The sequence below is a fragment of the Streptomyces spiramenti genome, assembly GCF_012034385.1.
GTDB lineage: Bacteria > Actinomycetota > Actinomycetes > Streptomycetales > Streptomycetaceae > Streptomyces > Streptomyces spiramenti.
Map to the genome: position 1 here is coordinate 1 of NZ_JAAVJB010000026.1, position 13,035 is coordinate 13,035.

Consider the following 13,035-nt stretch of genomic DNA (forward strand, 5'->3'; position numbering starts at 1 on the left):
GGTCCCGCCCGCGCCCGGCGGCAAGGTCACCGACATCACCGGCGGCGGCGGTCTCGGCCACATCGACCTCGCCGCGCTCGCCCTGGGACGCCCGGGTCGCGTCGGCCCGCCGACGACGGCGGCGCCCACCACCACGGGCGGCACACCGACGCCCGCGGTGCCCACCCCCACCGCCAAGGACGCCCCGGGCACCGTCGGCGCCCCCGGCGTCAACGGCCTCAGCCCGGAGCTGCGCGACCTCCTCGGCCTGGGGAAGCCGCGTACCGGCGACGAGTTCGTGCAGCAACTCCGCCAGACCCGCCCGGACCTGTTCCAGCCGCAGGTGTGGACCGTCCTCGACGGCACCCCGCAGGTCACCCCCGGCCGCACCGACGGCGGCCCTTCGGGGACCACCGTCGGAGAGACCGGCGGGACCCCGCTGGACATCCGCCCCGAGGGCACCGAACTCACCACCGTGACCCGCCCCGGCGGCGCCCCCGTCTCCGGCGGCGACGTGGCGGCACCGCCGCCCCCGGCGGGCGGGCCGCTCCACGCCGCGGGCGAGGGCCCCCCGAACCTCTCGGTCTCCGTCGGGCGCCACGACGTCACGGTCGGCATGGGCACCTCGGGCCACCCCGAACTGCTCGGCGGCACGCCCACCATGCGGCCGGAGACGCTGCCCGGCGGTGGTTTCCGCATCGTCGACGAGTTGGGTCCGCGTGCCACCCGCAGCTGGGACGTCGTCCCCGGCACGGGGAACAACCCCGTCACCGTCACCGGCCACACCGACCTCCGCCTCGCGCACCCGGGCGGGGAGGTCCGGATCACCGCGCCGATCAACCAGACCGGCGACCTCACCGACGCGTGGCGCGTCAGCGACCACGGCGACCTCACCGCCGCGCCCGCCGTCCGCACCGTCGACGGTCAGCTCAGCCTCTCCACCGGCCCCGGCACCTCCCGCATGTTCGACCCGGCGACCGGCAACCACACCTTCGACGTCACCACCCTCACCGGCGGCATCGGCGACCTGCGCATCCTCCGCTCCGCCGCCGACGACGGGCTGCACCTGCGGGGCTCCGACGGCGTCCCCACGGGTGGCTGGCTGGTCACGCCCGAGGGCGGCCACTGGGTCGTCACCCCCAACCGCGGCCCCGGCGCCCCCGCGGGCGGCGAACTCCACGTCCACGCGATGGACGGCTCCCTGGTGCAGCACGCCGTCCGCACCACCGGCGGCGACCTCCCCGGCGGCTTCCTCCGGTTCCCGGAGGCACCGGGCGGCGCCCACGTCCTGACCCACCTGGACGGCACCCCCGTTCCCGGCCAGCACATCGACCCCATGCCGGGCGGCGCCCACCGCGTCGACGTCACCCACGACGGGAACGCGCGGACGCTGGTCCTGGACGGCGGCGGCCGGCACACCCACGACGTCAACGCCCTCCCGCAGTTCGGGGCGAACGATCCCGTCCGGTTCCTGCACCGGCCCGTCGACGGCGGCGGCCCGACCGTGCACACCGGCGCGGGCGTCCCCGTGCCGCACCGCGAGATCGTGCCGATGCCCGGCGGCGGGCACCGCCTGCACTTCGGCGACACCCACATCGTCGTCGGCCCCGGCGGGCGCCACACCCACGACGTCACCGTCCTCACCGGCGGCGGCGGAGCACCCCACCACGTGCACACCGCCGTCGGCGACGGCTCCCTCCACCTGCTGCGCGGCAACGGCACCGCCCCCGGCGCGACGGTCGCCCTCGACAACGGCGTCCTCCACGTCTCCCGCCACGGCACCGACCTCGTCGACGTCCACGCCCCCGGCGGCGCCTTCAACCAGCACGCGCTCCCGCTGCGCGGTGACCTCCACGGCCAGTACGTCCAGCCGCCCACCGGCGGGAACCCGCCCCGCCTCACCGACCCCGGCGGCGCACAGGTCGGCGGGTCCTCGGTCACCCGCCTCGACGGCGACACGGGGTACCGCGTCACCCGCGCCGACCTGGACGCGGTCGTCGACGGCCACGGCGTGCGGACCCACGACATCACCGTCCTCCCCGGCGGAGCGGGCAGCGACGTCCGCCACCTCTACCGGCCCACGGGCGACGGCCTCCCCGTGGTCCGCACCGACACCGGCGGCACCGTCACCGGCGCACATGTCGCCCCGGTCGACGGACTCGGCCACCGCATCGACTACGGCGGCGCCAACCAGGTCGTCATCGGTCCCGGCGGTCGCCACACCCACGACATCACGGTGCTCAAGGGAAGCGACGGCAACGACCTCGGCATGCACCTGCTGCGCCCGACCGGCGACGCCGGGGCGCCGGTGCTGCGTGCCGGGGACGGCAGCCAGCTCCCCGACAGCCATCTCACGGTCCGCCCGGGCGGCGCCGGCTTCGACATCACCGGCGGCGGCCACATCCGGCGCTTCGGCCCGGATGGCGCCCCACAGGTCCACGCGGTACGTGCCACCGGCCTCGACGGCGCCCAGCTCAACCAGGCCGTGGAGATCATGCACGGCGGCAACACCGTGCGCCTCGTCGACAACGACCTGGTGCCGGTCCCCGACGCCCGGGCCGTCCGGGTCGACGGCGGCTACCGCGTGGACAACCCCGGTGGCGGCATCGAGTTCCGCGTCCTCTCCGACACCGGCCGTGCCACGCACGACGTCCGCGCCGGTACCGTCGACGGCACCCTCACCGTCAGGCCGAGCGGCGGCGCGGACTTCACCGTCGTCAAGCTCTCCGACGCCACCGGGAACGGCTACATCCGCCCTGGTGCCAACGGCACCAACCCCACGCTGCTCGACGGACACCTCGGCAACGTCGGCGGCGTCAACGTCACCCGCCAGGCGGACGGCACCTTCCGCATCACCTCGAACCAGGGCGTCACCACCGGCGAGTTCAAGGTCTACGACGGCGGGGGCAAGCTCCAGACCCAGCAGGTCAACGTCCTCCACCAGGGCGCCCTCGACGGCGGCAACCTCCGACTGGAGATCACCCACGCCGCCGACGGCACCGGCACCTGGAAGGTCGCCGGGGCCGGTCCCGGCCTGCCGTCCTGGTACAAGTCCGGCAGCGTCGACCCCAAGGGCCTGGAGAACGGCCGCATCCGCCTCAACACCGCGGGCGACACGCTGTACTTCGAGCGCAGGTTCCTGCCCGACGGCAACCACGTGGACGTCAGGCTCCGCGGCGACGGCGGCGGGCCCGTCCGCAGCTGGCACGAGGTCGACCCCCAGGGCGGGGTGGTGCGCCACGGCGACCGCACCGTCGGCTCCACCCAGCGCAGCTGGATGGACAACGACGGCTTCATCCGCGTCCGCCACACCCAGCAGCTCCCCGACGGCGGCCACGTCGTCGCCGACGCCGGACGCCCCGCCGGACTCCTCGGCACCGGGCCCACCACCCCCTGGTACCGCTACGACGCCGACTTCAAGCTCGTCGCGCGCGGTGACCGCACCTGGGGGCCGGGCGGCGGCTTCACCGACAGGATGGTCCACCCCAGCACCGGCAACACCGTCACCGTCCACGAGAAGTGGGGCCGGCTCAACACCTTCGACAACGTCGGCCAGCTCCGCGCCGTCGAGATCAAGACCGGCGGCATCCCCTCCGACGACTTCCTGCGGCACTCCTCCCACGGCAAGGAGACGCAGCTCTCCAAGGTGCTCGACGACGGCACCCGCCTGGACAGCATCCGGCTGTACGAGCAGCGCCCGCCGGCCTGGTGGCGGGAGATGACCCTCTCCAACCACAACTCCCAGCTCTTCACCGAGACGCCGCACCTGCGCAACGACGGCTTCCTCCAGGTGCACTCGTGGCGCGCCACGCCCACCGGCGGCGGCGCCACCGTCGACGGCCTGCGGTTCGTCTCCCGCGACGCCGCCACCGTCGACCTCGCCGCCAACGGCGAACTCATCCGGTCCGTCCGCAAGCTCCCCGACGGCAACACCCTGACCCACGGCGACCTCGTCAAACTCCCGGACGGCGCCACCACCGTCACCCCCGACGGCGGGCGCCCCTACCGGGCCTGGTCCGAGGGCGACGGCAACCTCACCGGCCACCGCACCTTCCAGCAGGGCGACTTCACCGTCGGCCTCCCCGGCCGTGGCGACGGCGTCACCGCCAACGACATCCGCTGGCAGGACCGCTTCTCCCCGAGTGCCACGGGCGGCGGCGACTGGTACACCCCCGGTGCCCACACCGACTGGCGTGTCGCCCGCACCGGCCTCACCGACGGCTCGGTCGTGGAGTACCGCCTGCCGCCGCAGACCCGGGCCACCGACGACGCCGGCAACGCCGTGGTCATCGACCGCCGCGGCCGACTCGACCCGGCAACCGCCGACTGGACCCGGCTCGACCACCACGGCACGGTCATCGGCCGCGCCGACACCTGGGACGGCGGGAAGATCACCGCGCTGGACAACCGCACCTGGACCGACGGCGTCAACTCCGGACCGCGCAAGCTCGCCATCGAGAACGAGATCGGCGGCAAGCGCTACTGGGACCCGGAGTCCTACCAGGACTTCACCCCCGGCCCGAACGGCGAACTCGTCCGCGAGTTCCGCATGCTCGGCGACGGCGTCACGCTCCGGGCCTGGCGCACCGCCGACGGCAACTGGACCTGGAACAAGTACGACGCCCACGGCTCGCTGCTCGACTTCGGCGGCCACCAGGTGACGCGGGTCCGCGAGTGGACCGGCAGCCCCGGCGCCCCGGGCAGCACCTGGAAGGACGTGGTGATCGGCCCCCGCACGGGCGAGCCCGTCGTCATCCAGGAGCTGCCGGTCAAGAAGGTCACCCACACCCTCTCCGACCACCTCAGCGACCCCGCGGTCCGGCCTCGCGAGTACCACGCCACCCCGGGCGACAACCTCACCCAGAACCTGGGGGAGTGGAGGGAGTTCCACAACGGGACCGTCATCCGCTCCATGAAGAAGCAGCCCGACGGCAGCTTCCTGGAGCAGGAGATGTTCCACAACCAGCTGCGCCGCTACGCGCCGGACGGCACGGACAACGCGCTCCCCGGCTTCGTCATCGGCGAGCGGACCATCTCCGGGATCGTGCGCGAGGTCGACACCTTCGGCCGCATCACCATCCGCACCGACGGCACCGCCCCCGGCGTCAGCCAGCTCGGCGACTCCCAGCCGGGCCTGTCCGGCATCGGCCGGGACAACTCGCCCGACACCTTCTTCCAGGAGTACCGGGCCCACAACCGGAAGTTCAAGGACCCCAACCGCCAGCAGTGGTCCTCGCCCACGCCGGGGGAGTCCGCCTACACGCCGTTCGCGCCGAAGGTCGGCTCCACCCTGGCGTCGGAGTTCGTCCAGGAGTGGATCACCGACTTCACGATGTCCCTGGCGGTCTACGGCATCGTCGCCGCCGTCACCGGCAGCGAGTTCACCCACAACGACGTGCTCAAGGCGCTGTTCGGCGCGACCGTCGGCGCCACCATCAAGACGGGCCTCTCCGGCATCCACTTCGCCGCCAACCGCGGCGGATGGCGCAACACCATGTCGCAGAACGACACCGGGTTCCACCCCAACCGGCCCACCGGTGACGACAACTTCATCGGCGAGTGGGGCGGCCGTGAGAAGCCCGGCCGCTGGCGCGGTGCCACCTACGAGTTCGGCCTCGGTATCGCCTCCGGCGCCATCGGCGGCCTCGTTGTCGGCAGCGCCAACGCGGCGATCTTCGGCGTCAAGGACGCCAACGGCAACGTCGTCTACCTCACGGGGCTCGACGCGCTCCGCGAGGGCGGCTTCGCCGCCGCCTCCGGCGTCATCGGCGGCCTGTCGACCGGCCTCGGGCGCACCGTCTTCCAGCAGATGACCGCCGGCCGCCAGTGGCACCGTGCAGGGTTCTTCGACGCAATCGTCTTCCCCGCGCTCGGTAAGCTCCTCGACAAGAGCATCGGCTTCCTGTTCATCTCGCCGACGGTGCGGCTGGACAACCCGCCCGAGTGGTACGGCACCCCCGACCCGCCGGCCGGCCAGTGAGCCGCACGAGCCCGTGAGCCACGCACCCACCCGCACCACCGAAGTCCCGAAAGGCGGTGACCGATGGCCCTCACCGTCCCCACCACCCAGATAGCGGCCGATCTCACGCTGACCGTCGCCCCCCGAGGCCGCTCAGCGCACCGGACCATCGCCCGCGCGCTGGCTGCCGCACCCACCACCGGTTCCGTCGCCGTGTCCGTCGCGGCGGGCGAGTACCACGAGAGCCTGCGCCTGGACCGCCGCGTCAGCATCTACGCAGCCGACGGCCCCGGGACCGTCACCCTCACCGCCCCCGAGGGGCGCCCGGCGATCACCGTCGCCGCCCCCGGCTGCCTCGTCACCGACCTGATCGTCCACGGCACCGACCCCGGCGACCCCGTCGTCGTCGTCACCGACGCCGCCGGCCTCATGCTGGAGGACTGCCTGGTGCGGCACGGCCGTGTCACCGTCGCAGGCAGCCCCGCCGCCCGCGCCGCCGACCCCGGCCCCGAGATCGACCCGCCCGACCTCCGCGCCCTGCTGGAGGCCGACACGGCGGCCGGCGAGGACAGCCTCGCACCGGCGCTGGCCGCGGCGCTCGACGACCCCGTCGACGGCGGCGTCCTGGTGCTGCGCCGCACCCGGCTCCGCAACGCGCGCCACGCCGCGCTCCACCTCGACGGTGACGCCCGCGCCCGCCTGGAGGAGGTCGTCGTGGAGTCCGTCGACGGCCTCGGGGTCGTCCTCGCCGGCGCCGCCCGCCTCACCGCCGACGGACTGCTCACCCGCCACGTCTCCGGCACCGCCCTGCGCACCCGCGGCCGGTCGCTGCTCGCCGCGCGCGAGGCGCGGCTCCTGGCGCCGGGCCGCAACGGCCTACTGTCGCAGGACGGTTCGGCCGCGCTGCTCCTCGACGGCCGCATCCACGCCGCCGGGCGCTCCGGCGTCCAGGCCGAGCACGACTGCGAGGTCGAGATCGCCGGGACCCGGGTCGACGGTTCCGTGGGCAGCGCGTTGGCGGCCACCGACCGCGCGCGGCTGACCGCGCGCGACTGCCGGCTGCGGGAACCCGGCGCCAACGGGCTGGTCGCCCTGGGCGACGCCGACGCCCGGCTGGAGGGCACGACCGTCTCCGGCAGCGGCTACAGCGCGGTCCACGCCGCCGACCGCGCCCGCGTGACCCTCCGCGCCTGCCGTCTGGAGACCAGCGCCGAGCACGGCCTGGCCGCCTCCGACGAAGCCGGTGTCGAGGCTGAGGAGTGCGCGGTGACGGAGGCCGCCATGAGCGGGGTGCAGGTCGAGAGCGACGCCCACGTGACGCTCGCCGCGACCTCCGTCGACGGCGGCGAGCACGGCGTCCGGCTGCTGTCGAGCGCGCCCGCCGTGCTCACCGACTGCGCGGTCCGCGGCCAGCGCCGCAGCGGCGTCGAACTCGGCAGCGGCGCGGACGCCACCCTCACGGCGCTGCGGGTCGGCGACACCGGCAGCGCCGGGCTGGTCGCCACGGCCGGTTCCCGACTGGTCCTGGACGGCGGCGACATCACCGGCACCCACGGCACCGGGCTGGTGGTGTGGAAGGGGGCGGAGGCCCGCGTGCGCGGGCTGCGGGTCAGGAAGCCCGGCAAGAACGCGATCCTCGTCGCCGACGGCGCCGCCGGCAGCTACGACCACTGCGACCTGCACGGCGGCGGCTTCCCGGCGCTGCACGTCGGCGCGGACGCCAAGCCGCGCTTCACCGGCTGCCGCGTCTTCGACTGCTCCCGCGACCTGACGGTCGCGGACACCGCCGCCCCCGTCTTCGCCGACTGCCGTTCCATCCGCGTGACCACGCCCGCGATGCCCACGGACAGCCCCGACCCCGACGGCCCGGACGGACCCACCCGGCCCGGCGCTCCCGGCGCGGCGGGACCCACCGCGCCCACCGGCGACGGCCACCGCGACGGGAACGGCCCCACCGGGGGCACCGGCCCCTCCGACACCCGCCGCCCCTCCGGTACCGGCCGCCCATCCGGTACCGGCCGCCCATCCGGCGCCGCGCCCGCCGCCGAGGACCCGGCGGACGCGGGCGAGAGCGAGCCGCCGGCCGAGACCCTCGCGGACCTGCTGGCCGAGCTCGACGAACTCGTCGGCCTGGAGGGCGTGAAGCGGGACGTCGGCGGCATGGCGAAGCTGATGCAGACCGTGCGGATGCGGCAGGACGCCGGCCTGCCCGCGCCGCCGCTCAGCCGCCACCTCGTCTTCGCGGGCAACCCCGGTACCGGCAAGACGACCGTGGCCCGGCTGTACGGCCGCCTGCTGAAGGCGCTGGGCCTACTGGAACGCGGCCACCTCGTCGAGGTCGACCGCAGCGCGCTCGTCGGCGAGTACGTGGGCCACACCGGCCCCAAGACGGCGGAGGCGTTCCGCCGTGCCCACGGCGGCGTCCTCTTCATCGACGAGGCGTACGCCCTGGTGCCCAGCGGCGTCGCCAGCGACTTCGGACAGGAGGCGGTGGCCACCCTGGTGAAGCTGATGGAGGACCACCGCGACGAGGTCGTCGTCATCGCCGCGGGCTACCCCGAGGACATGGGCCGGTTCGTCGCGTCCAACCCCGGCCTGTCGTCCCGTTTCACCCGCACGCTCCACTTCGCGGACTACTCCACCCCGGAGGTCGTCAGCATCGTCGAGCACCACGCGCAGCAGCACCAGTACGCACTGAGCCCGGCCGCCCGCCAGGCGCTGTCGGCCCACGTCGCGGCGATCCCGCGCGACGCGGCGTTCGGCAACGGCCGCACCGCCCGCCAGCTGTTCCAGGCGATGACGGAGCGGCAGGCCGTGCGGATGTCCGAACTGGTCACTCCCCAGGCCGACCAGCTCATGACACTTGACGTCCAGGACGTCCCCGGCGGACCCTGACCACCTGTACCCGCCACGCGAACGACCCGCCTCCCCTCGCCCCGAAAGGACGCCGGTGGACACCACCCCGCCCACCCCCGAGCACCGGGCACCGAAGCCGGGCCCCGGTGGCAGTTTCTCCGAGACGTTCGCCGGCAGGCCCGCGCGTCCCCGCCGCGGCCTGGCGCCGGGACGGCGGGTGTACAGCGCGCTCGCGTCCGCCGTCGCCGTCGTCGCCTGCACCGCCGCCGCGTTCACCCTCGTCGGCCACATCCCCGGCTTGAACGACTCGCCCGCCGAGGCGTCCTCCCCGGCCACCGGACCCGCCGGCTCCGCCACCGACGACCGCGAGCCGGCTCCGCTGCCGCCGCCGGAGGTCGAGGACGAGGACGAGGAGGAAGAGGAGCCGGAGGACGAGGAGGAGGAAGAAGAGGCCGAAGAGGAGGAGGCGGAGGAAGAACCGCCGCCCCCCGCGGAGAAGCCCGCCTCCGCCGAGACGGACGCCGAGGAGGAGACCGAGGCCCCGCCCGAGGAGGACCGGGAACCGCCGCAGAAGGGCCCCGCCCCGCCCCCGCCCGTCCAGGCGCCCCCGGTCTCCGAGGAGCCCGCGCGGGAGCAGTTCCCCACCGTCAAGGGACGGCTCGTGGGCCTCAACGGCACCTGCGCCCAGCCGCGCGACGGCGGCATCGGCAGCGGCGTCATGATCACCGGCTGCAACGGCGGCGGTGCCCAGCAGTGGACCTTCCACGCCGACGGCACACTCCGGAACGGCGGACGCTGCCTGTCGCTCTCCGGCGGCTCCACCGCCGACGGGACCTCCGTGGTCATGGACAACTGCCAGGGCACCTCGGACCGGTTGCAGTGGCGCTACTCGCCCGCCTGGGACGTCGTCAACATCGCCTCCAACCAGTGCCTCGACGTCGCCAACGGAAACGCCTCGCACGGCACCCACCTCCAGATCGCCTGGTGCTCCGGCAACCCCGCCCAGAAGTGGGAACGCAGCTGAGACCGACCTGTCGAACCGCGCAACCGGACGACCGCCCGACGGGTAGCCTGAACCCCGGATTTCAGCGACACGCCGAGGCTTCCGACACGACCGGAGGTCCGCTGAAAAGCCCGCCCGCCCCAGCGGTGTACGGGGAGTGTCCACCGCCTACACCGGCTGGTCCGGCGTCGCCTACGCCTCCCACTCGAGCGAGCGCAGCCTTACAACCGACGAGCTGGTCGCCTTCGAGCTGACCGTCCAGGCCCTGTGGTGTTTCACCCGCCACATCCAGCAGATGGTCGAGGACGGCCAGGACCCCTCCATGCCGGAGCGGTACGGCTGGCGATTCCTGCGTGCCGCCACCTCCCGCCTCACCACCGCCCGCGCTCAGGAGACCGCGCAACACGTCCTGATGAGGGAGGCCATCATGAGGACCAGCGGATTGGCCGAACGGCTGCGCACCGCGCAGGAAGCTCTGCGCGAGAGCGCCGGTTGAGAACGGGCAGGAGTGAAAGCCAAGCCAATGGACATCAGCAATGCCGCACTCGTCGTGATCGACATGCAGAACGGCTTCGTGAACCACCACAGTCGCCACGTCGTGCCCGCAGTCGCCGACCTCGTCGCCAGATGGTCCGCCGCCGCGCGTCCTGTCGTCTTCACTCGGTACTTCAACTATCCCGAGAGCCCCTACGAGCGCTTCTTCCGATGGAGCCGGCTCCAGGAACCACCCGAGACCGACATCGTTCCCGAGCTCGCCGAGGCGGCCGGCCACGCGCACGCAGGCGTCGACAAGACCGGGTACACGCTGTTCACACGTGAGGCCGCAGAGCTGATGCGCCGGGCCGGCTGGTCCGACCTCGTCTTCTGCGGAATCGCCACAGAGAGCTGCGTCCTGAAGTCGGCCGCAGACGCCTTCGAGCACGGATACGCGCCCTGGATCGTCGCGGACGCCTGTGCCAGCGACGCGGGCCCGGAGGTCCACGCCGCCGGTCTTCTCGTTGCCCGGCGCCTGATCGGAACAGGCCAACTCGTGCACGCACAGCATGTGATGGGCCAACTCGCCACACATCTGACGGGCCCGGTGCTGGAATAGCCTCATGGCCGACTCACCGCTCGACTCCGACCTGATCATCATTGGCGGAGGGCCGGCCGGCTGTGCCGCCGCCCGCATGGCCGCCGGCGTGGGCATGCGCACAATCCTGGTCGAGCCGGACCGTCTGTGCCGCAATCTCTACCGTATCCCCGCCCTGAACAACGTCCTCGGCGGCCACACCAACGGAACCGACCTGGCCGATGCCATCGTGGCGGAACTGAAGGGCACCGCGCTGTGCCATCTCGAACTCGGTAGACGTGTCACCGAAATTCGGGCTGACGACGGCAATGTGACCGTCACGATCGACACTGGTGCGCGTCTCGTGGCTCCGTACGCCGTCGTCGCCACCGGCGTCGGCCCCGTCCAGCCTCACGACGTCACCTGGATCACCGCCCCCGGCCTCCTCACCCTGCCTCCGCTCTGGGAGGTGAAGGCCGACGACATCCAGGGGCGCACCCTCCTCGTTCTGGGCGGTGACCGCCCGATCGGAACGTTCCTGCGGGCCCACCCGACCACAGACGCCCGCCTGTTCGTGGTGTACCCGGCAGCCGACGCGTACAAGATCGACGAGATACGGGACGATCCCCGCGTCGTTCTTTCCCTTGTCAAGCACCTGACGTTGAAGGCCGCGGGGGGTGCCCTGGTGTCGGCGGACGCAGTTGGCCAGGACGGAACCTGCCGGACGATCACAGCGGACACGGCCTGCCTCAGTATCGGCAATGCCCCGACCGCCCCACCCGGTGACTTGACCCGGGGCCCGGACGGGTACTGTCCGCCGGCCGGCCAGCACCCCCGCGTCATTGTCGCCGGCGACCTCCGCTCCGCTCGCTTCCAACGGATCATGACCGCCCTGGGATCAGGCAGCGAAGCTGCGCTACACGCTTACTACGCGACCAGGGACGTGCCCACCAAGGGCTGAGCACGCCGGGTTGCGCGCGGCGCGGCCTTCCGTGGGATCAGCGCCGGTCGCGGCGGAGGGAGGCGTCCAGGAGGCTCATCAGCTGTGCCGTGCGGTTCTTGCCCGTCGGGGCGAGGGGGTACCGGTTGAGGACGTCGATCACGGTCGGTGTGGCGCGCAGGCGTGCTTCCTCGATCAGGGCGAGCCCGACGGCGGGGTCATCGCCGGTCAGGAGCTCGCCCACCCGCGCCGCGCTCGCGGCGGCGCGCAGGATGTGGCCGACCTGGGTGGCCTTGGCGATGGGGTGGAGGTAGGCGGCGGAGGCGGCGTCGCCCGCCGCACGGGCGGCGAGCCGTGCGGGCTCGGCGTCCGCCTCTCGGGCGGCGCGGTGCGCGTCGAGCGAGGTGACCCGCTGGAGCTTGGTTCTGCGCTCGCCGTCGACGAAGGCGCGGGCGGCGTCGACGGCCGCGCGGGGCCGGGCGTCGTCCCGGTGCGCCGACTCGAAGACCGGCAGTACCTCATCCGCGCTGTGCAGGGCGAAGCGCGCGACCGCGCGAAGCTCGTCCATGGTCAGATCGAAATCGCCGGAGCCGGTCGTCACGACGCCCATTCTCACACCGACTCGACCCGGCGGCCCGGACGGCCCTGTGCCCGGCGGCTTCGGCGCGCCGGCTCGACTGGCCGTCACCACCATGAACGAGGCTCCTACCGGCGGGGAGGTGGCAGAGCTCGGTCCCCTTCAGTTCCGCCACGATGGCGTCGGCCAGGTCGGGGCCGTTGGCGTGGCCACCGAGGACGTTGTTCAAGGCCGGGATCCGGAAGAGATCGAGTCGTCTGTGCTGGGGTTCAGGCCGCAGCCGGCTCAGGTTCCGGCTCGGGGTCGGTGGCGGCGGGTACCGCGAGCTGGAGGCGGCTGCCCATGTTCAGCCGGACCTCGCCGTAGGGCTGGATGTGCATCCAGAACAGCGGGGTCAGGGCCCGCTTGTCCTCGTCGGTCAGGACGTCGGCCCACTCGGGGTCGGCGAGCATGTCCTGGATCATGAGGGTGTTCACGAAAACGAGCGCCATGTGCAGGAGATGGAGCGCGAGGACGGAGAGTTCCTGCTGGTCACGGCGGTTGCTGCTGAGCTCGCAGCTCGTGCCGAAGAAGATGATGTCGTTGGCGCCGTTCCAGCCCTCGACGACGTTGAGGCCCTCCTGGACCTCGCGCCGGAGGTCGCGGTCGCGCAGGTAGCGGGCAACGAAGA

General features: G+C 73.4%; 6 protein-coding genes and 3 pseudogenes. 6 read left to right on the plus strand and 3 right to left on the minus strand.

Going from position 1 to position 13,035, the window contains the following annotated elements:
* From HCJ92_RS05725 to HCJ92_RS05750, 6 genes and pseudogenes are all read left to right on the plus strand, one after another.
* On the plus strand, window positions 1–5,959 hold a 5,959-nt coding region (locus HCJ92_RS05725; protein ID WP_167932329.1), incomplete at its 5' end, for an RHS repeat domain-containing protein.
* Window positions 5,960–6,022: 63 nt separating this feature from the next.
* Window positions 6,023–8,833, plus strand: coding sequence for a right-handed parallel beta-helix repeat-containing protein (locus tag HCJ92_RS05730; RefSeq protein ID WP_167932330.1), 2,811 nt, complete (start codon window positions 6,023–6,025; stop codon window positions 8,831–8,833).
* A 55-nt stretch (window positions 8,834–8,888) separates the two neighbouring features.
* On the plus strand, window positions 8,889–9,818 hold the full coding sequence (locus HCJ92_RS05735) for a ricin-type beta-trefoil lectin domain protein (RefSeq protein WP_167932331.1): 930 nt from the start codon (window positions 8,889–8,891) through the stop codon (window positions 9,816–9,818).
* A 124-nt stretch (window positions 9,819–9,942) separates the two neighbouring features.
* Window positions 9,943–10,293, plus strand: a pseudogene (locus HCJ92_RS05740) (hypothetical protein); the annotation flags it as partial.
* 27 nt (window positions 10,294–10,320) lie between these two features.
* The gene (locus tag HCJ92_RS05745; RefSeq protein ID WP_167932332.1) at window positions 10,321–10,890 is read left to right on the plus strand and encodes a cysteine hydrolase family protein; all 570 of its coding nucleotides are present in this window, start codon (window positions 10,321–10,323) and stop codon (window positions 10,888–10,890) included.
* 4 nt (window positions 10,891–10,894) lie between these two features.
* Window positions 10,895–11,809 (plus strand): FAD-dependent oxidoreductase, encoded by a 915-nt coding sequence (locus HCJ92_RS05750; RefSeq protein ID WP_167932333.1) that lies wholly within the window; start codon window positions 10,895–10,897, stop codon window positions 11,807–11,809.
* 37 nt (window positions 11,810–11,846) lie between these two features.
* Here HCJ92_RS05750 and HCJ92_RS05755 read toward each other — a convergent pair whose 3' ends face one another.
* From HCJ92_RS05755 to HCJ92_RS05765, 3 genes and pseudogenes are all read right to left on the minus strand, one after another.
* Window positions 11,847–12,398: a putative immunity protein gene (locus HCJ92_RS05755; protein ID WP_209310763.1), complete on the minus strand. Its 552-nt coding sequence runs from the start codon at window positions 12,396–12,398 to the stop codon at window positions 11,847–11,849.
* 94 nt (window positions 12,399–12,492) lie between these two features.
* Window positions 12,493–12,654, minus strand: a pseudogene (locus HCJ92_RS24720) (pyridine nucleotide-disulfide oxidoreductase); the annotation flags it as partial.
* A pseudogene (locus HCJ92_RS05765) lies at window positions 12,635–13,033 on the minus strand (Tn3 family transposase); the annotation flags it as partial. The pseudogenes HCJ92_RS05765 and HCJ92_RS24720, both read right to left, overlap by 20 nt.
* Window positions 13,034–13,035 lie beyond the last annotated feature (2 nt).

Coding starts and splice junctions, on each gene's coding strand:
- HCJ92_RS05745 (WP_167932332.1), top strand. CDS start 10,321: ATGGACATCAGCAATGCCGCACTCGTCGTGATCGACATGCAGAACGGC.
- HCJ92_RS05755 (WP_209310763.1), bottom strand. CDS start 12,398: ATGGGCGTCGTGACGACCGGCTCCGGCGATTTCGATCTGACCATGGAC.
- HCJ92_RS05750 (WP_167932333.1), top strand. CDS start 10,895: ATGGCCGACTCACCGCTCGACTCCGACCTGATCATCATTGGCGGAGGG.
- HCJ92_RS05730 (WP_167932330.1), top strand. CDS start 6,023: ATGGCCCTCACCGTCCCCACCACCCAGATAGCGGCCGATCTCACGCTG.